We start from the raw sequence: 18,420 nt of genomic DNA, 5'->3' as shown, positions 1-18,420 counted from the left end.
GCGGCCGATAACAGCCGTTCCGGAGGAACAAAGATGCTTGAAACGATCGCAATTATCCTCCTTGTCCTTTGGGTATCGGGCTTGGTTTCCTCTTACACATTGGGCGGGTTCATCCACATTCTCTTGGTGGTCGCGATCATCGTGATTGTTTTGCGTGTCACACAAGGTCGCAGCCCCCTTTAGGGGAAGACTTCGCAGCTTCCAAGAGGGTGTGGAGTGCCGCGTTTCGAAATATCCAGTTGTCTGCGCGGGTCAGTCGAAATAAGCGACCAAGTGGGCGAGGTTATTGCTTGACCGGATCTGCGCGTCGTGAACCGCCGGACCCTCCGAGCCAACGATAAAAGCCTTTCTTGGCAGTCTCGACGATCAGAAGATAGGCAATCACCATCGCCGCGAGTATGGCGTAAAATCGACCGGGTAACGACGCGAACCCGAAATATGGTCCCAAAGGGGTGAACGGTAGCACCGCTCCCATCGCCGCGATGGTGACGGATGTCGCGACCAGCACGGGATGTGCGCGGCTTCTGAAAGGATTGCCGCGCGTGCGGATGATAAAGATCACCAAAACCTGAGTGGACAGAGATTCAACAAACCAGCCCGTCTGAAACAGCGCTTCGTCCGCCTTTAACACGACCAGCATGACGTAAAATGTCAAAAAGTCGAATGCGGAACTGATCGGCCCGATGACAAGCATGAAATTGCGAATAAAGCTCATGTCCAAAACTTGCGGCCTGCGCACATCCTCAGGGTCTACTTCGTCGAGAGGGATAGGTACTTCGGAAATGTCGTAGAGAATGTTGTTGAGGAGGATCTGGGTCGGCAACATCGGCAGGAAGGGGAGAAACAACGCGGCTCCGGCCATGCTGAACATGTTACCGAAGTTCGAGCTGGTCCCCATCATGATATATTTCATGATATTCGCGAAGGTGCGGCGGCCTTCCAGCACACCGTCATACAGGACGTGTAGGTCCTGGTCTAGCAAGATCATGTCAGCCGCTTCCTTGGCGACGTCGACGGCAGAATCCACTGATAGGCCCACATCGGCGGAGTGCAACGATGGCGCGTCGTTTATGCCGTCGCCCAGATACCCAACGACATGACCGCGAGCTTTGAGTGCGAGAATCACCCGATCCTTCTGTGAGGGATTGACCCGACAAAATAGATTGGCCTGCTCTACCTTCACCCGCAAAGCAGAGTCATCCATCTCGGCGATTTCCTTCCCCGTCAGCACTCCCGTCACCGGTATGTTCAATGTGGCGCAAACATGCTGGGTGACCAATTCGCTATCGCCGGTGACGATCTTTACCGTCACGCCGCTTTGCGCGAGCGTCGCGAGCGCCTCGCCGGCGCTTGCCTTTGGCGGATCGAGAAACGCCGCAAAACCTGCGAACACCAATTCGGTCTCGTCGCCGACGACCGCGTGGGGGTGGTCGAGTGGAACGTCGCGCCAGGCAATTCCCAGGACGCGAAAGCCTTCCTTTTCGAGCGCGATGCGCTGAGCGTGTATCCGTGCGAGGGACGGGGCATCGAGAGTAGACTGTCGCGTGATCCCCTTTTCTTCATAGCGGTTGCATAGTGCGATGATTTCCTCAGACGCGCCCTTCACCACCAGCAATCGATCGCCGCTTTTCTCAACAAGAACAGACACACGGCGCCGTTCGAAGTCGAAAGGGACTTCGTCGATCTTTTTGCAAGCGCTCACGTCGATGTTTTCGTGGTCGAGGATCGCGTCATCGAGCGGGCTTTTCAGACCGGTCTCGAAAAAACTGTTGAGATAAGCGAGCTCCAACACGCGGTCGCTGGGCCGGCCTTCAGAGTCGACATGCTGCTCCAGCTTTATCTTCGCTTCCGTCAAGGTCCCGGTCTTGTCCGTGCACAGCACGTCCATCGACCCCAGATTCTGGATCGAGGCCAAACGTTTAACGATGACGCGTTTCTTCGCCATGTGCAGTGCCCCCCGTGACAGAGTGACCGAGACGACCATGGGTAGGAGTTCCGGGGTCAGGCCTACAGCAAGTGCGACGGCGAACAGAAAGGACTCGAGCCATGGCTTGTGGAGCAGCGCATTCACAAGCAGCACGAATAGCACCAGCAAGACGGTGAGGCGCATGATGAGCATGCCGAAGCGATGCGTGCCGATTTCGAAAGCGGTTGCCGGCGGTTGACGACTAATGCTGTCGGCAATGGCACCGATCGCCGTGCCGGCGCCCGTTTTTACCACACGCATTCTGGCGCTGCCGCTGATGACGCTTGTGCCCATGAACACGGCATTGGCGGCGTCCTGTAGTTCGGTCGCATTGGCCGATAGCGCGCCCGGGCGTTTTTCGACTGGATAGGGCTCACCGGTCAAGAGCGCCTGCTTGACGAACAAGTCGCGCGCTTCGAGGATTAAGCCGTCTGCCGGGATCATGTCTCCCGCTGAGAGCGCGACGAGATCGCCAGGAACAACGTCTGTGACTAGCGTCTGCAATGGCTTGCCGTCACGGATCACCGTGGCCCGCACCGACACCGATTGCCGCAAACTCTCCGCAGCTTTTCCCGCGTTGTACTCCTGAACGAAATCCAGCGTTACGCTAAACAGCACCAGTGCAAAGATGATCAGGAAATTGGTGACTTCGCCGGTGAGGGCGGAAATCGCGCTGGCCACGAGAAGCAGGACTACCAGAGGATTCTTGAACCGGGAGAGAAACTGCAGAATTAGCGACTGTTGTTGACGATCACGAAAAACGTTGGAACCAAATGCGGCGAGACGCCTATGCGCCTCGGCGCTTGTTAAGCCGGCTGAATCAGTTGGCGATTCCTCGTCGCGCGTTGCAAGGGGCTTCAGCCACCAAGCAGCCCTCTCAAGCGGCGCTTTGTGCTTCGCTTCAGACTTCTTCCACAGAAGGAAGCGATGCGTCATCCATAAGGCGACGAAAGCAACGAAATAGATGGCCGCGAAATAATACAAGAATCGGGGTGCGACCAATCCCGTTGGGATCGACGCGGCGGCGGCGCTGACGGTAGCCATTATCGGTCCCACCTTCGAAAAGCTCTAACCTCTATCTTAAGGCATGATCGCCAGTCGGCACATCGCGTGCGGCCCCCCGGGCGCCGACGATTCCAACTAATTGACCCGCCCGCAATTGCGCGTAACTTTCTTTTTCTGGCTCCAGCTCTGGGCGGGGAGTCAACTGCAAAAGATCATTGAAATCGCTCAGACGATTCTCGCAGACGCTAGCAAAAAATCTCAGTCTCGGGCCAGAACATCGGGAAGGGCGCCCGCTCGCGCGGCGCGCATGCGTCGCAATGGAAAAAACCTTATAGCATTTAAGAAAGAGGTGCGCGCGGAACGCAAGAATGGCGTGCCTGGCGCCGAAATCAGCAAACGATACAAGGTGAGCACCGCGTACATTTATCAGCTCTAGTTGCGTGTGCATCGTAGACGTCGCCGTGGCCTTCGACGCCGTGAATGTCACCGAGCGCAACAACAAGACCTGGTTGACAATGGATACAACGAAAGGCGCGCTGAAGAGTGCGGCAGGATTCAAATTCGACAAATCTCAGGATATGTGGACGCTCAGCCAGAAGTCAGTGTAGCGCCGTCCGCGACCTCGCCCTGTCACGCGGAGAGGCGGCGGACTATTAGCCGGCACTGGCAAGCTTATATTTGTTGCGCCTTCGAGAAGCCTCGTCAGCGGGGCTGTTTTCGAATGGTCAGATGCGCTTCTCCCATCGGAATGAACAATAACGACACCCTTAGCGAGTAAGTGGCTGTCCCGGGCTGCGTGAACAGGTAGGTCTCGTTGAAATTTAGTTCATGGGTTTTGCCATCCTTCGTCGAGACTCGGGCGCGGTAGGCGATCTCAATGTTGTTACCCTGAGCAACCACACTCGCCGGGCCCACGAGGTCGGCGCGTTGGCCGACATAACGCCCTTCGCCGATTTTCGTGAATCTCCAGACCTTGTATTGCTTCTCGCCGTCGGAATAGGTCGTGTCTTCAATCAGCTTGAATGAGTCTCCATCTGGCGCTCCGCGAATGTTGACCCGTACGCCACGCGTCGATCCGTCGTGGAAATTCTTGAATTCTCCCTTGGCGGTCAATCGCCCGCTGAAGAAGGTCGCCAAATCACGCGACTTCTCTTCTGCGAATGCCGGACATGAAATGATGGCGGCTAAGAGGGACGCACGGCTGAGGCGACGAACAAGACGAGTCCGCCACAGTTCGGGGTCGATCCCCACGTCGCTTGAATTGCCGATGAAGCTCATGAGCCAGCTAAACTCCCGCTGTCGACTCATTGCTCAGACAAACGTGGCAAAATTTTCCCGGTCCTGGTGGTTGGAGTCAAGCCCAAGGCGCAGGGGAGCATTGGAATGGGCGACGACAAATTGTTTTCGTCACTTCTTGGCGCTGACGAAGGAGTATTGCTTACATTGCCAGTCAAGAATCCGCCGACATATGGTTGTCACGGAATTCACCGACATCCTTTTCGTCCGTCGGGATGCGTAAACTCCTATCTAGGGCACGAGAAATCGGCGCTTGATACTTGGGCGCAAGATGGCAATTATGCACCTGACTTAGCATTACAGTTGCTTTTTGAGATGGGCTCGGCGCGCTTCGGCTTGATGTGCTCGTCGCCATAACGACCATGCGATGACAAACGCGGGACGAATTCGTTTTCGTGCGAGACGCGTTGCAATGCGTCGAATTTCCTGTATCGACCAACGGATCAGCTCGCCGTCGATGAAGGCCGCGCAGCTTTTGTCGTCATTACGCTCGGGATCTTTTTTGGGGACGGCGCAGCCGATGCATTGGCGTGAACACGTATCGTCGCCATCATGGCGAAAGCCAGCATGACGAGCGAGACATGACGTCGCCATCCATGCCAGGAGCGCGTCTCGTTGTGATCGAGGCCCAGCTCGGTCTTTGCGGTTTCAAAACTGTCCTCGATCGCCCACCGATGGCCTTCGATTTTCGCCAGCGCTTCGATCGTGGTTCCACTCGGCGCCCATGTCGTGAAGAAGGCGAGATCGCCGTCGACGATCTTGCGACGGATCAGCAGTTCGCGCGTCCAGACCTGGCTGTCGAGCGCCTCGTCGTATTCGACGCCCTCAAGATCGGCGAGCTCGAGATAGGCCCAATCATGCAGCCGCTCGCCTTTCGGGGTCATCGCAGAATCTTCCCAAAATCGTACGCTAAGGCGCTGATGATGGGGCTACAACCGCTGGGGTTGGTAGAAATGCCACAGGTTGATGCGGAGTAAAAAAACGCCCCGCCAGGTCATCCCTGGTCGGGGCGTTCTTGGCTACTTCTGCGCCGCTTCCAGATGCGTCAACGCCTCTTCGGCGTGTCCAGTCGCCGCGGCGGCGTCCTTTTTCTTGCCTTCCGCAATCGACGCCTTCAGATGCGTAATTCCTTCCTTGGTGTGCTCGTTCTTCTTGGCTTTTTCGGCCGCTTCAGCGTGTTTGAGCGCGGCTTCGGCATGCGTGACCAGCTTATCTGCCTTGCCTTGCTTGCCCTCGTCGATCGCTTGCTTGGTGTGGGTGATCGCTTCAGCCAAATGGTCCTCGGCGAGGGCGGCGCGCGGCGCTAACAGCGCGACGACCGCGAGGCCAAGGGAGAGCGCAAAAATTCTGCGGTTCATTGAAACATCCTCCTTAAACCCATTCCTCCCAGGAATGAGCGGGACGGATCATAATCCACGATTTGCTGGAGTCGACTGGGGCATTTGGCACGGCTGAGAACAGTGCGGCTACCAGCGGCAGGCGCACCAACGGCTGAAAGTCAGATCATCTTCACATTTGCCGGATCGTTGAAAAGTCGAAGTCCTCGTTCGGCGGATTTTCCCCGACTCGAATTGTCGTATCGCCCGTGAAGCGATATGGCGGAACCGGTAAATTATAGGGAGCGGGAACGTCACGAAATACGCGCCCCGCAAGATCGTATTTTGAGCCATGACATGCGCAAAAATATCCGCCCAACCAGTTTGTAGCCGGGTCTGAAGCGTTAGGAAGCGGATCAAATTGCGGGATGCAGCCTAAATGCGTGCATATCCCCACAAATACTCCGATTTCCGGCGTCAACGAGCGGTGCCAGTTTTTGGCGTAGGGAGGTTGCTGAAGATATTTCGAATCCGGATCAGCTAGCTCCATCAACAATTGGCGACTTCGAAGAACCTGCAGATTTTCCTGAGTTCGAAACACCACAAAGATCGGTTTTTTTCGCCATAGAATGACAACTTGTCCGCCCGGTTCCACTTGGCCGAGATCGATGTCTACCGGACCGCCGGCCGCGAGAGTTGAAGCATCGGGATTCATCTGGTCGATTAACGGCACTAAGGAGGCTGCCGCCCCCGCGACCCCTGTTACGGCCGTCGCGATATAAAGGAGATCGCGGCGCGTCGGCTTATCTACCGTGACGTTGGAAGGCGGTGGAGACGCATTGACCATGTCAAACCCCCTGGGCTTTGAGGCCTCGGCCACCCAATCCTTTGGACAATAGGGGTCAAAGCGACTTGTGGGGAGCTCCTCAGACGAATTCGCTCCCTGCCATGGCCGCCATTTCAATTCGGCGACGCGATGATGATGGCCGGGCGCTGCGAACTGATTTAACAGCCGCTCATGGGCTGGCGAGGGCAACACACCCGGACGAAGACGCTGAGCGCGAAAACCCTCTTCGCAGGCGCAAAGCTGCCGCGCTCCATATCCGCGAAAAGCGCATGCTTTCCCCCAACGAAGGTGCTGCTCAGCATTCGCAATTTTTTACTGGGTTCGCACGCGGGTGGGCGGGATGCTGCTGCTGACTGACGAGGCAACCCGCGTGTCGATGTCATCGGCGGGATCGTGCGTGTTTCCAAAAGAACGTGTTCGTAGTGGTGGAACGCCAACGGGTCTCGTCGCCAATGGCGACAACGATCAAGTTTGGAGAAGCCGTCCGTATAAGATCGAAAGCATGGCCGATGCTCCAGGACCAATCAGGAAGCGGCGCAAAAACCGCATTTAGCTCCCGCCGCTAATGGCGCAATAACGCCAGAAGAATGATGATCGGAATTGGAACGCCCAGCACCCAGAGCAGAATTGAACGTCCCTTGACTTACGCACCTCTTTGGAATGTGCTTCACCAGCGCGTCAGATGGCTGGCGTCGAACTGCTCGTCACGGTGACGGCCGCCGACGCCGGCTCCCCACCAAGCGGCCGCGGCGCCGAGAACCATCGAGGCGGCCGTCAAAAAGGCAAAAAGGATTCCGCCTTTGCTCGTGGTTTCGTTCGCGGCCCGCACGTTGTCGGCGGAAGTCTTCATCTGTTCGGAAAGCGCGTCGACACGTTTTTCGGCGTCAGCCTGCGTAAGATTCGCGCGCCCGGCAACGACGCGCACCAGATAGGCACGATCGTCGCTGCTTAGATTACCATTGGCTGCTCCTATCAATAAAATGCGCGAAATTTCTTGACGCGCTGTTTCTATTGATCCGCTATTGATCCCTGAGTCGTTTCCATCGCCCCACGCCGGGTTATCGACGCCAGAGTCAATCGGCTCGGCATTGGGCGCGACGCGCAAGGCAAGACTGATCGCGGCCTTGCGAGCGGTTTCACTCGCATCCCGCGCCTTGTCGGATGCAGTTTTCGCCTGCGCGAGAATCGAGTCGACTCGCCTTTCGGCGTCGGCCTGCGAAAGGTCGGTGCTTGCTCATCGGCCCTGCCGACCGTGATCGAGCGATTTCGCGCGCGTTACCTTGTGGGCGCCCGGTGTCGTCCAGATGGATATCGTTCCGGGAGGCGCCGTTATTGTCTTCGCTGAACGGTCCCGAGATAGCCGTGCTTTGCTCAAATCGAAGCGCGCCGGCTCGCCCACGTGTTCATGAGGGCCCACCCGCTCCAACGATCCGAATCGCTTTGCCTACTCCGTCTCTCCCCCTTGTGAACGCCCGCCTCCGGTTGCATGGCGTTTCGTCCTATGGCCGCAGTCGCCGCCCAAAACCCTGCGGCCGCGACGATTTTCCCCTTGGCGCTTAAGCGCCAATTCCTCGCGCACCAAAATCGCCGCGGCTGTCGATTTCGGTTTCAATGTGAGACTGCGAGCCATTCCGCATTTTTATTCGGTCTGAATCGAGACTCGAGTGTCAGATGAAACCGAATTGCTCGCGAGATCTCATTGACCGTCAGATGTGCTGCCGCGTTGAATTTGTTGATCATCAGTCACACACCTGCAGCGATGGAGCTTGGTCGATCGCCCATTCGAGGAATCTCAATTGAAACCGAAAATTTTGAACTCCGGTCTCAAATGAAGCCGAAACTGCAATGACACTGAGCGACGACAACTCCTTGGATAATCACAAGTGCCGGTCTCACATTGAAACCGAAATTAACAACTGCCAGGCACCGCACGACCATTCCCGACGTCCCGCTAGTCTGGCGCCGATAGCTCCAACTCGACGGCCGAAACGGATCCTGCGGCAAATCGCCAAGACGCCGCCTCCAGCTCCGTCTCCCGCGGGCGGAACACGTCTGGCTGGTCCTGATTGACACAGCTCCTAAGGTTCTCCGGCGTTATTCCGATAACGCGGCCGCCCTTCGTCCCTGGGAAGCTCGCCTGCACCGTCTGGTTGTAATGGATGTTAACGACGTGCAGGAACAGCTTGTTGCCGGTGCGGCTGGCCGCGATGTCGAGCCCAGCCGGCGCGGACTTCACCGCCACCCCATGCGTGCCACTGTGCTTCCGGAATAGCCGCGCGATCGACCCGGCCGGCATCATGTAGCTCCTTCCGCGCGGCGTCGGAACCATCACCGCCGTATTCGTCCACCGATTACCTTGTAAGTCGGCTGCGGTGGCGATGCGGACGCGCGCGCCGTGCCGCTGATAGATGTTTCATCGACCGGCCATGATACGCCGCCGAAAGCCACTCATTGAGGATCGGATTGGCGTTGTGGGGGCTCAGGCTGAGGTGCCCCTCCGTGATCGCGATCGGCTTTTTCGTCGCCTGCTCGATTTCCACCACGCGCCGCTCCACCGCATCCGACAGTTCAATCAGTTCCTCCCACGCCCGCGCAGGGTCCTGCTCATAGCGGAGGCCCTTGAGCACCGTGTCGTGCCTCTTGGGGTTTTGCCCCATCATGTGGATGGCGACGAAGTCGATGACTTCGCCCGCCTGCTTTTCCATCTCCGTTGCCCAGAGCTTCCCGTCGCGCCCACGGTCGCCCCACCCAATCAGCTTGATCGAAGAATCGACCTGCCGCATCGCCTTCGCAAACTCGATGGTATGTGCGATGGCTTCCTCCCTAGTGAAGCACGCCGCGCCATATGATGTCTCGTTACCTATCTGCCAGAGCTTCAGCTTCGAATACTGCACCCAGTCCGCCGCCTCTTTGGCGTCGCCGGCGCGCGAGGCAAAGCGCTTCTCGCCATCGCTGATGAAGTTCACGCAGAAGAAGGGCTCGGCGTTGACGCGGCGGCACAAATCGACGAATTCGTCCGTGCCTACGCGATTGGTCTCCCAGCCGCCCCAGACATAGTTGCGCATCGGCGGTCGCTTGACCGCCGGGCCGATCCCTTCACGCCACTTGTAGTAACGGCTGAAGAGACCGCCGAAGCGGATGGCTCCGGGCGCGAGGTCGCACACGGTGTCGACGAAGTCCTCACGCCAGTCGTCTGCGTCATAATCCCAACAGGCTTCGACTGAACTGTCAGTTGCGCCGAGCGGCTCCATGAATTGCATGTAGAGCCACGGGGAAATCTCAAAAAGCGGCTCCGGATCAACAACGATGGCATTGTCCTCAGTGGTGCGGGAGAACGTGGCCGTGGTGAACTCGCGACGCTGAAGCATCATTCATGATAACTCGATCAGAGACTTCGTCCACTCGCCGAAAGCGCCGCGTGTCGGGAGCCATCTTGGCTTGAGAATATCCGATTCCGAATCGAAAAAGCCATTAAACGGGGTCTGCCTCACTTTTCGTGCTGCGTGAGCGCCGATAGCGGGATCATACGCGCTCGCAGCAGCTCAGCGCTTGCGCGGCCATACATGGCCCGCTTGAGCGTTTTTAATCGATTGATCTGTCCCTCGGTTTGGCCATTGCTCCAAGGTTCCGCCACCGCATTGCGGACCGCTTGAATGTCGCTGCGTAACTTACAAGCGAAGCGTTGCATGGCGTAAATTCCTGATCGCTGAGCGTCGTCAAGCCATTTGTCGAGTCGCTTTACATCTTTGCTATGAAGAACGCCCCGAAATCGCATCGCGAGCGGGCGCATGGCAACAAAATCTGGTGAGGCGTTCTTCAGAGCTGCGACTTTGGCTGCTTGCCGCGCCGGCAGCATTCCGCACGGCTTTATGCAAAGCGCTGCGCCAACGATCGGCGAAATGGCCCAACCCGTCGCGGGATCGATCGCGCGAAGCGGAAGCGCCGTCGTAGTCACAGGTGAAACTGTCGGCGTGGGAGTGGTGATTGGCGCGAGCGCTGTACGCTCCGCGCTTCGCCACTTTCCTAAGAGGCGCTCCATATTGGAACGGCTGCCCCGATAGCCACGCTGCTGAATTTCCTCGAAGAGTTGTCTGCCACCCCCGCATCCTTTCGCCCAACGGTCCGCGAGATAATCCCGAAAATAGCGCGGCGATGTTGGCGTCGGCGCGCGCTCCTGGCGTTGAGGCATTTCGTTCGCGTGCGCCCACTTCCTGACGGTGCGCCAGTTAACGCCCATCTCCAGGGCGATGCCGCGAATGTTCCTTCCCTCAGCCTTCAAAATCTGGACCTTTTCAAACATCGCCTGTCGCGAACGTTGGTACGCAAGTCGCTTGAGATGGCGGTCCTCCGCGAACATTTGTCGCCCAGGTGTGCTGCAAGAAATCAAGCCAGAGTCTTCGCCTTCAGCTCTGGGCGAGGAGGGACGCGCCAGGCCTTTATCGGAACGACTCAGCTGGTGCTCGATCCGCTCGCGCAAATTCTGTAGTAGATGAAACCGATCGGCGACCTGGCGTGCTTGTGGCGCGCCGCGGCGTATTCCCTGCGCATAAAGTCCACAGCGGTCCCGGCTGACGACTTCTATATTTGGATGCTGGCGCAGCCAGTCCGCCGTTTCTTCTGCCGAGCGTCCGGGCAGGACGTCGACAACCTCACGTCATTCCAGATCCACCATCACAGTTCCGTAACTCTCTCCCTTGCGCCAGCTCCAATCGTCGATGCCCAACACACGAACGTCGTTGGTCCTGCGGGTCGCGCTTCGCTTCAACTGCCGCAAGAGGGTGTCGTCGCTCGCCGGCATGCCGAGGCGGTTTATCAGCCGCTCGCTTGGCTTACCGCCGGCGCCATGGGCAAATAACTGAAGAAGGCGGCCCACGCGTAACGTCCGGCGCGCATGTCGGGCGGCGACGCCGGGAAGTTGATCGGAAAATGTCTTTCGCGCGCACGACCTGTTCAGACAACGCCAACGCGTCATCAGAACCTTCAATGCGACGACCGTTCCTTGCGCCGCCAGGTCCTGTAAACAGCGCAAATATCGACTGTGCCGCCGTCGTGATCGCACTCCGCATCCGGGACAAGAGCCGATTTCCTGCGCGGCGGCCGAAATTACCCAACGATCGGCATCGCGCTCCACGGCCATAATTCTGACGCCTGGCCCAAGCGACCATGTTGATTTTGCTCGCATGCGGCTGAATACGGGCCACAAAGTCACCAACCGGTAAAAGCACGAAAAGTGAGGCAGACCCCGTTTAATGGCTTTCCCTCGCAACTTCAGCTTCGAGACGAGCTGTCTCACACAGGCGCTCGAATGCTCTTCGCCCTCGCAGGATCGTGTCATCCTGAACAGTGTTGAGGATTTCGGGATTAGCGATCACTCGCGAAACGCCCGCCAAAAGCGCCGGCCGGAAAGCGATCGGAAGAGCTGCGACAACCGCATGGTTGATCCTGCGCTTGATAGGCCGAGCAAGATTGTCAAACTCGGGAAAGATCGTTCCGAGCGCCCATCCGGCCGCGGGCTCACGGCCATTCGCGCCGCATGGCCGCCAAGTGTGCACGAGCAGCGCGCGCATGAGCGCGATCGGCGAATAGTCGAACGAGCCATCGCCGCGAAGAAAACGCTCGATGACCGCCTCGCCGGTTACAGCTTCCTTCCACACATGCGAGAATGGGCTGGTATCGCGCAATGTTTCGCCTGTATCGGGACGCTCGTTCGTATCCGACAATGGCGCGCCGCAAGCGGGGCAGGTGACGCGCCAGGCTTTTTGCCAATGCTTCGGGACCGCGCCGGATGCGCCCTCGCGCGCGTGCCGATCTGCGCAGGACCGGCAAATTTGCGGCGCTCTATCGCGGCAGATTAATTCAGCGGAACCGGCCGGCGTATCAATGAGCGTCATCGCGATGAGTGCGATCGGATCACACCGAAGTTTTTCAGATAGGCGTGCGACCTGCGCCAACCCCAGCCGATGGTCGAGAAGCGAGAGGTTACGCGTGCCGAGCATAAGCCATTTGGCGAAAAACGGCCCCGAGACCCCATAGTAGGCTGCATGCCTCGCCAACCACGACGAGAGCAACTCGTCGGCCACTGGTTTCAGCACCACTGGCAGCGGCCTATGAGCGTCATCGTCGTCGATCATTGGAAAGTCGCCTCGTCTTCACCCACAGGCTTGTAGCGCTCCAGCGCTTCGTCGGTGATCCGTTCGACCCCAGTTTCGATGGCTTCGATCGCCACGTCATTGAGCATGCGGAAAATCCGTGCGCTGACTCCACCGCTGACCAACAGAATGCGCCGCAAGCCTTTCACCGTCAGAACGCTCGGTTCCTTCAGTGGCAGGTTTCGCACGATGGCAAGAACGAGTTGCTCGAACTCTTTGTCCGCTATCCACCTGGTAAAGAGATGGAGTCGAAGCGCCGCGCCAATTGAACGTCGCCATTGATCGCCTGGCGCGCTTCCATGATCCCAAAACAAACCAGAGACAGTTTCAGTTCGTTGCTCAAATAGCGCAGCGTATTGAAAACGACGCGCTGGTCGCGCCAGGACGCCGCGAGAACATTATGGATCTCGTCAAAACCAACACCTGGACCCCGAGGTCATCCAGCAGGCGGACCGTGGTCCTTTCGAGTTCGACGATTGTAGCGCGTGGGTTCAGCGGCGCGCCCAGCACAGCAAGAATTTGCGCGAAGAGACGGCGCTCATTCGGCCGTCCCGCCAGTCGGTCCGGCTTCTCCTGCCCATCGGCGCTGCGCCATCGTGGTCGGATAGTTTCGCGCCCGTGACTTCGAGCCGGGCGGCGTCGTCCAGATGGATGTCGTTGCCAGATGCGCCGTTGTTGTCTCCGCCGAACGGTTCGGGCAGGAGCTGCAGTGAAATCGAAGCGCCAGCTCGCCGACGTTCGGAAGCTCGCTGTTTCGATGATACGTATTCGCGGCGTCTTTTGTCATCACTCTCTCTTGTGAACGCCCCGCGCCGGTTGCATGGCGTTTCGTCCTATGGCCGCAGTCGCCGCCCAAAACCCTGCGGCCGCGACAATTTTCCCCTTGGCGCTCAAGCGCCAATTCCTCGCGCATCAAAATTGCCGCAGCTTTCGGGTCCTCCGCTCTGCTCCGGCCTCGCGCCTTTCCGGCGCTTCTGTTATGGCGTCGACTTTTGCGGCCATCACCGACAGCCATCGCAACCGGGGCAAACGCCCCAACGATGGAGAGCATGATGAAGACCTTCGCGGAATTCCAGATCCTCGGCCGCATCGGCAAGGTTCGTGAAGTCGGGCAGACGACGCGCGTTTCGATCTGCGCCAACTACGCGTTCAAAGACCGCAACGGCGAGACGAAGGACCGGCCCCATTGGAACGAGATCACGATCTGGAGCGACAGCGCCCGCAAATACGTTCGCGACTGTGCGAAGCCCGGCGATCTCGTGGTGGCGCGCGGCACGATGAAGCAGGGCAGCTTCGAGAAGGACGGCGAAACGATCTACACCGTCGACCTCAACTGCGACGACTTCTCAATCCTTGCTTCTGCCAAGACTGACAAGTCCGATACGGACGAGGCTGACACGGCGCCCGAGACGCAAAAGAAAGGCGCCAAGCGCAAGTGACGCGAAGACCGGGGCGGCCGGCGCCGCCCCGACCGCTAACTTCAATCCAGCTCTGAAAACGGGCGAGCGGATAACTGGCCCGATTTTTCCGGCGAAGATCGTTTCCGAGGCGCGGGCTTAGGGCTTGGCATAACCGCGAGGACCCGCGCGTTCGTCCTTTTCCAGAGGCGGCTGCTCAGAAGTTTGTCAGGCAAACGTCCGGGGTCAGGGACTTTGGTCGCCGGGCGCGCGATAACTGCTCCTGCCGAGTTTCTCAGGCAAACCCGCTCGGATCGAAAGCCCTGGGCTCCCTTCTCGTTGCGGCGTTCGCAGGCAAATGTCGCAGACGCATTCGGCGACTCAGTGGGCGCGATAGGTCACCGCCTTGGCGCTCCGCGCGCCTCTGCTCCTCCTCTGAAGCATGTACGAAAGTTTGTCAGACAAACTTTCGAGCCAGGAGCTCCCTTGCTCTGCGGCTCAGCGATCTGTTCCGTGGAATGGACGATGGTCTTCCCGGAAGTTTGTCAGACAAACTTAGTCCCACCCCTGAGAAATTTCCCAGTCGCGCAATGGCCGTCAGATTTGTTTTCTCCGCTGCAACGATTCGCAACCGATTCGTCGAACCGGACGTGACCCAAGCCGAAGAGGGCTTCAGCTTCGTGAAAGTGCTCGTCGTGAACAACGAAAAGGGCGGCGTCGGAAAGAGCACGATCGCCGTTCACCTCGCCTGGTATTTTGCGGAGCATCGAAAGCGCGTCCTCTTTATCGATCTCGACCCGCAGAGCAACGGCACGACGACGCTCTCCGCTCAGATTCGCGAGCCCGAGGCCGCCGCGTTCTTCGCGCGGTCGGTCGCTGTTCCGCCGCTGTCGGCGCCCGGCATCCGCGTCGCGCCCGCCACTCCGGCCTTGCGCGGAATTCTCACGGTGGACGGAAAGCTCATTCAGCAGTTTCGTTCGAACATCGAGGACGCCTCACGCGCCTATGACGTCGCGGTGATCGACACGCCACCGACCTTCGGCGTGCGCAATCTCGCTGCGCTAGTAGCTGGCCATTTCGTGTTGGCGCCGATCGACCTCGACGATTACGCAATCGACGGGATCGAGACGCTTTTGAAGAATATTGTTGGCGTGAGGCAGAAGTACAATCCTAACCTCAATTTTCTCGGCTTGATCCCGAACCGCCTGCAGACGACATCCCCACGCCAGCGCGACAACCTGAAGAGCCTCATCCAAAAATTCGGAACGAAATATCTCTTCGACGGGGTGATCCCGCAGCGCTCGTCGATCGGCGAGGCTCTGGCGGAGAAGAAGCCGGTGTGGAGCCTGCCGAAAACAGCCGCACGCGAGGCCGGGCGAGAAATGCGGATGGTCTTCGACAAGCTCGCCGCCAAAATGGAGCTTGCATGAGCTACGCCAAAAAACTCGACGACGTTGCCTTGCTGCTCGACGAGCTCGAGGGCCTCGAACCGGCGGTCGGCTCTGGCGCGGCGCTCGAGATCGCTTTGAGCCAAATCGAGGAGGACCCAGGGCAGCCGCGTCGCAATTTCGACCAGGCCGCTCTCGAGGAGTTGGCCGCCTCGATCCGCGAACGCGGCCTTCTCCAACCGATCGGCGTCACCAAAAAGCAAGAAAGCGGCAAGCACCGCATCGTTTTTGGCGCGCGCCGATTCCGTGCGGCGAGTTTGGCCGGTCTGAGGACCATCAAAGCCATGATTCAGGCTGGGCAGGCGGATGATCCATATGACCAGATGGTCGAAAACATTCAGCGCGACGACCTTTCGGCCACGGAGATTGCCGCTTTCATCGAGGCGCGTCTTAGGGCGGGAGAAAAGCAAAAGGACATTGCGAGACGGCTCGCCAAGAGCAAGGGTTTCGTCGCCATGCACGCATCGATTGGCCAGATGCCGCAGGTGCTCCGAGATAAGCTTTCAGCGTCACCGCTTCGGGCGGTCTATGAACTCTATCAGCTGTGGAAGCGAGATGCGGCAAGAGTCGAGGAATTCTGCGCGCAGCATGAATCCTTTACGCGCCCGCAAGCCGAAGCGTTCATCGAAGCAGCGTCTGCGAAGCCGAACCAAAACGATGATGCAGAGCCGGCTACAGAACATATTTTCCGCGGAGAACCACCCCTACCTCAGCCGACGAAGGATGAGACGAAACACGGTGCAGCAGGGCTGCCTGAGGGTGAGTTCGTTCCGGCAGCGCAGCGAAAATCTGCATCGGAGGTCATCATGCGTGTGCGCCATGAGCAAAGAGGCGGTCGCTTAATCCTTGGGCGCGTTTCGAAAAGAGGCTCGCACTTCGGGATTGTCGTCTTCGATGACCACGGTGATGAAGCACAAGTGTTGCTCGCCGAACTCGCTCTCGTCGAGATTCGAATGCACGAGCCGCTCTGATGGCGGTCGATCAGATAGCGAACGGCAAAGCGGCTTTTCCATCCCGAAGGGACGAAACGAAGCGGAGCGCCCGGAGGCCGAACGCGCTCCTCAAATAGCGCCGTAGTGAGGCCGGAGGGTGTGGGAAAGGCGCGGGGCAAGAAGGGAAAAGGGCCCGGAGATCGCATCGATCTTCATGCCTGCTGCCGACGATCCGAACGAGCCGAAGAACTCGCCGCGACTCAAGGGTGACCCAATCGGAATCGAATGCTGAGACTCGAAAATGAAGCGCATCGTGTTTTTCGAAGGCGAGTGCAGGATAGGCTTGCCGCCAGCCGTTTTTAAACACTCGCCCTTTGAAGGGACAAAGCAAACGCATGGCGTTTCTGGGATTTCAGATCGACGATGCGCTCGCTGAAAAATTCGCAGCGATGGCGGCGACCGAAGGCGGCAAATCCGCCTTGATGCGGCGTCTCGTCGAGCGAGCAGTCGGCGACGGAAGAGCGCCAGCGCGTGCGATGATAGCGACAAGCGCGTCGCGCAAGGTGACGATCAGATTAAGCGAAAGCGAGCTGCATCTTCTGGCGACCATTTCCGCGCAGCGCGGGATGAACCGCACGCAATGGATCGCGTCTTTGGTGCGGGCGCGGCTCGGTTTTCCGGTGCAGCAGACGCATGACGAACGTCAGGCGCTACGAGCCGTGGCGCGGGAACTGAACCGCATAGGCGGCAACATCAACCAGATTGCCCACGCCGCCAATCTGAATCGGCTGATTGGGCAATCGGTGAGGATCGAGGCTGATGCGATCCGAGAAGCTTCGGCGCGGATCGAGGCCGCTCTCAACGAACTACGCGTTGCGCTCAGGCGAAACGCCGATTATTGGCAGGGTCGTTGATGAGCGGCGAGGGCGACGGCGACCTTGAACTTCCGCCGATCTCCTATGTCTGGCGAACGCCGGTTCGAAGACCGAAGCGTGCGAAATGGGAAACTCCTGATCCTATCGACTCCCGAAGGCTCACGCCCGCCATGCGGGCTAAGCTGCAGCGGATCGTCGCCAAAGCGCCTGAGGTGATGGTCAAGATCACCGGCAAGACCAAAACCGTCGCTCATCTGAAATCCCATCTCGAATATATCACCCGCAACGGCGAGCTGACGGCCGAAACGGAAACCGCCGCGGTGATGCATGGCAGGCAAGGTTTGCGCGACATCCAGGCGTGGTGGGCAGACGATGCGGAACTAGATGGCAGTCGGCGTCGGGATGGGCCGTTGTCTCATAACATCATTTTGTCGATGCCACCCGGAACCGACCCGATCGCCGTGAAAGACGCCGTCCGCGCCTTTGCGATCGAGACCTTCGGCGGTGAGCATGATTATGTCTTCGTGCAGCATCTCGATGATGAACATCCACACGTCCACCTTACTGTGCGCTCGCTCGGCTACGACGGGAGGCGGCTCAATCCTCGCAAGGCCGATCTCGCGACATGGCGCGAACAGTTTGCCGGCGAATTGCGATTGCGCGGCGTTGAGGCCGAAGCGACGCCGCGCCGCACGCGCGGCAAGGTCAGAAAAGCCGAGCGCGGCGTCGTCCACGCGATCAAACAGCGCGGAGAGTGGCCGCGCGTGGAGCGGCTCGCCCGCGAGGAGATCGTGAAAGAATCGCAGAGGGGAAAACGTTCGGCGCGCCCCTGGGAGGCAAAGACACGGGAAAGGCAAGCAGATGTCAGGGAGGCCTATCGCCGCCAGGCCGAGGACCTGCGGCGTTCTCAGAACGCCGCAGACTTCGAACTCGCAAAGCAAGTGGCGCAGTTCGTGGCGGACATGCCCGAGGTCGAAACGAAACGCGATTGGCTCTCGAATGAGCTCGCGAAGGCCATCGGCAAGACCCGGCCGCCGCGAGTTGGAAAAAACAAGGATAGGTGAGGGCCTCGGTCGGAAAGGCTATCGGTGCGCGCCGATCCCCTATGCAGTCGACGGTCACAGTCGTTCGTTGGATACAGCGAGGAAGTTGGTTAGGGGTCGGGCGAGGGAGTCTCGCCGATCAGTTG

17 protein-coding genes and 2 pseudogenes are annotated in these 18,420 nt (G+C 58.8%); 8 read left to right on the top strand and 11 right to left on the bottom strand.

Annotation, left to right across the window (positions count from 1 at the left end):
- Positions 1 to 33: 33 nt before the first annotated feature.
- On the top strand, positions 34 to 183 hold the full coding sequence (locus tag FEV16_RS14315) for a lmo0937 family membrane protein (protein ID WP_138168304.1): 150 nt from the start codon (positions 34 to 36) through the stop codon (positions 181 to 183).
- Positions 184 to 283: 100 nt separating this feature from the next.
- Here the strand turns inward: FEV16_RS14315 and mgtA are convergent, their stop codons facing one another.
- Entirely contained in the window at positions 284 to 3,010 is a 2,727-nt protein-coding gene (gene mgtA, locus FEV16_RS14310; RefSeq protein WP_210234898.1) for a magnesium-translocating P-type ATPase, read from the bottom strand.
- Between the two features lie 100 nt (positions 3,011 to 3,110).
- On the opposite strand from mgtA, the gene FEV16_RS14305 reads away from it, so the two are divergent.
- Together FEV16_RS14305 and FEV16_RS16970 are read left to right on the top strand one after the other, a co-directional pair.
- The gene (locus tag FEV16_RS14305; protein WP_138168303.1) at positions 3,111 to 3,407 is read left to right on the top strand and encodes a hypothetical protein; all 297 of its coding nucleotides are present in this window, start codon (positions 3,111 to 3,113) and stop codon (positions 3,405 to 3,407) included.
- A 4-nt stretch (positions 3,408 to 3,411) separates the two neighbouring features.
- Positions 3,412 to 3,579, top strand: a complete 168-nt coding sequence (locus tag FEV16_RS16970; protein ID WP_171015241.1) for a hypothetical protein — start codon at positions 3,412 to 3,414, stop codon at positions 3,577 to 3,579.
- A 94-nt stretch (positions 3,580 to 3,673) separates the two neighbouring features.
- Here the strand turns inward: FEV16_RS16970 and FEV16_RS14300 are convergent, their stop codons facing one another.
- From FEV16_RS14300 to FEV16_RS17065, 10 genes and pseudogenes are all read right to left on the bottom strand, one after another.
- A complete protein-coding gene (locus tag FEV16_RS14300; RefSeq protein WP_171015240.1) occupies positions 3,674 to 4,249 on the bottom strand; it encodes a DUF3833 family protein in 576 nt (191 codons plus the stop codon).
- A gap of 461 nt (positions 4,250 to 4,710) precedes the next feature.
- Positions 4,711 to 5,142, bottom strand: a pseudogene (locus tag FEV16_RS14295) (IS701 family transposase); the annotation flags it as partial.
- 144 nt (positions 5,143 to 5,286) lie between these two features.
- Positions 5,287 to 5,625, bottom strand: a complete 339-nt coding sequence (smbP, locus tag FEV16_RS14290) for a small metal-binding protein SmbP (RefSeq protein WP_138168301.1) — start codon at positions 5,623 to 5,625, stop codon at positions 5,287 to 5,289.
- A 151-nt stretch (positions 5,626 to 5,776) separates the two neighbouring features.
- On the bottom strand, positions 5,777 to 6,430 hold the full coding sequence (petA, locus tag FEV16_RS14285) for a ubiquinol-cytochrome c reductase iron-sulfur subunit (RefSeq protein WP_138168300.1): 654 nt from the start codon (positions 6,428 to 6,430) through the stop codon (positions 5,777 to 5,779).
- 667 nt (positions 6,431 to 7,097) lie between these two features.
- On the bottom strand, positions 7,098 to 7,355 hold the full coding sequence (locus FEV16_RS17075; protein WP_210234897.1) for a hypothetical protein: 258 nt from the start codon (positions 7,353 to 7,355) through the stop codon (positions 7,098 to 7,100).
- A gap of 1,026 nt (positions 7,356 to 8,381) precedes the next feature.
- Entirely contained in the window at positions 8,382 to 8,729 is a 348-nt protein-coding gene (locus FEV16_RS17070) for a hypothetical protein (protein ID WP_210234896.1), read from the bottom strand.
- 52 nt (positions 8,730 to 8,781) lie between these two features.
- Positions 8,782 to 9,801 (bottom strand): hypothetical protein, encoded by a 1,020-nt coding sequence (locus tag FEV16_RS14275; protein WP_210234895.1) that lies wholly within the window; start codon positions 9,799 to 9,801, stop codon positions 8,782 to 8,784.
- 116 nt (positions 9,802 to 9,917) lie between these two features.
- Positions 9,918 to 11,567: pseudogene (locus tag FEV16_RS14270) on the bottom strand (ISL3 family transposase).
- A 109-nt stretch (positions 11,568 to 11,676) separates the two neighbouring features.
- Positions 11,677 to 12,561 carry a TniQ family protein gene (locus FEV16_RS14265; RefSeq protein WP_138168299.1) on the bottom strand — a complete coding sequence of 295 codons (885 nt, stop codon included), beginning with the start codon at positions 12,559 to 12,561 and terminating at the stop codon, positions 11,677 to 11,679.
- Positions 12,558 to 12,767 carry a hypothetical protein gene (locus FEV16_RS17065; RefSeq protein ID WP_210234894.1) on the bottom strand — a complete coding sequence of 70 codons (210 nt, stop codon included), beginning with the start codon at positions 12,765 to 12,767 and terminating at the stop codon, positions 12,558 to 12,560. Before FEV16_RS17065 ends, FEV16_RS14265 begins: the two co-directional genes overlap by 4 nt.
- 861 nt (positions 12,768 to 13,628) lie before the next feature.
- Between FEV16_RS17065 and FEV16_RS14250 the strand changes: the two genes are divergently transcribed.
- From FEV16_RS14250 to FEV16_RS14230, 5 genes are all read left to right on the top strand, one after another.
- A complete protein-coding gene (locus FEV16_RS14250; protein ID WP_246657348.1) occupies positions 13,629 to 14,018 on the top strand; it encodes a single-stranded DNA-binding protein in 390 nt (129 codons plus the stop codon).
- A 608-nt stretch (positions 14,019 to 14,626) separates the two neighbouring features.
- Complete coding sequence (locus FEV16_RS14245; RefSeq protein WP_246657347.1) at positions 14,627 to 15,406, top strand: ParA family protein; 780 nt, start codon at positions 14,627 to 14,629, stop codon at positions 15,404 to 15,406.
- On the top strand, positions 15,403 to 16,395 hold the full coding sequence (locus FEV16_RS14240; protein ID WP_138168296.1) for a ParB/RepB/Spo0J family partition protein: 993 nt from the start codon (positions 15,403 to 15,405) through the stop codon (positions 16,393 to 16,395). The genes FEV16_RS14245 and FEV16_RS14240 overlap by 4 nt, the downstream gene beginning before the upstream one ends.
- A gap of 356 nt (positions 16,396 to 16,751) precedes the next feature.
- Complete coding sequence (gene mobC, locus FEV16_RS14235) at positions 16,752 to 17,270, top strand: plasmid mobilization relaxosome protein MobC (RefSeq protein ID WP_138168295.1); 519 nt, start codon at positions 16,752 to 16,754, stop codon at positions 17,268 to 17,270.
- A complete protein-coding gene (locus FEV16_RS14230) occupies positions 17,270 to 18,295 on the top strand; it encodes a relaxase/mobilization nuclease domain-containing protein (RefSeq protein ID WP_138168294.1) in 1,026 nt (341 codons plus the stop codon). The genes mobC and FEV16_RS14230 overlap by 1 nt, the downstream gene beginning before the upstream one ends.
- The last annotated feature ends 125 nt before the right edge of the window (positions 18,296 to 18,420 follow it).

Origin of the sequence: Methylocystis sp. B8, assembly GCF_005771425.1 — a bacterium.
GTDB lineage: Bacteria > Pseudomonadota > Alphaproteobacteria > Rhizobiales > Beijerinckiaceae > Methylocystis.
This window is presented reverse-complemented; position numbering and strand designations above follow the sequence as displayed.

Excerpts from the sequence above, each read along its gene's own strand:
- petA (WP_138168300.1), bottom strand. The coding sequence starts at position 6,430 with ATGGTCAATGCGTCTCCACCGCCTTCCAACGTCACGGTAGATAAGCCG.
- FEV16_RS14265 (WP_138168299.1), bottom strand. The coding sequence starts at position 12,561 with ATGATCGACGACGATGACGCTCATAGGCCGCTGCCAGTGGTGCTGAAA.
- FEV16_RS14230 (WP_138168294.1), top strand. The coding sequence starts at position 17,270 with ATGAGCGGCGAGGGCGACGGCGACCTTGAACTTCCGCCGATCTCCTAT.
- FEV16_RS14240 (WP_138168296.1), top strand. The coding sequence starts at position 15,403 with ATGAGCTACGCCAAAAAACTCGACGACGTTGCCTTGCTGCTCGACGAG.
- FEV16_RS14250 (WP_246657348.1), top strand. The coding sequence starts at position 13,629 with ATGATGAAGACCTTCGCGGAATTCCAGATCCTCGGCCGCATCGGCAAG.
- FEV16_RS14275 (WP_210234895.1), bottom strand. The coding sequence starts at position 9,801 with ATGATGCTTCAGCGTCGCGAGTTCACCACGGCCACGTTCTCCCGCACC.
- mgtA (WP_210234898.1), bottom strand. The coding sequence starts at position 3,010 with ATGGCTACCGTCAGCGCCGCCGCCGCGTCGATCCCAACGGGATTGGTC.
- smbP (WP_138168301.1), bottom strand. The coding sequence starts at position 5,625 with ATGAACCGCAGAATTTTTGCGCTCTCCCTTGGCCTCGCGGTCGTCGCG.
- FEV16_RS14300 (WP_171015240.1), bottom strand. The coding sequence starts at position 4,249 with ATGAGCTTCATCGGCAATTCAAGCGACGTGGGGATCGACCCCGAACTG.
- FEV16_RS14315 (WP_138168304.1), top strand. The coding sequence starts at position 34 with ATGCTTGAAACGATCGCAATTATCCTCCTTGTCCTTTGGGTATCGGGC.
- mobC (WP_138168295.1), top strand. The coding sequence starts at position 16,752 with ATGGCGTTTCTGGGATTTCAGATCGACGATGCGCTCGCTGAAAAATTC.
- FEV16_RS17070 (WP_210234896.1), bottom strand. The coding sequence starts at position 8,729 with ATGATGCCGGCCGGGTCGATCGCGCGGCTATTCCGGAAGCACAGTGGC.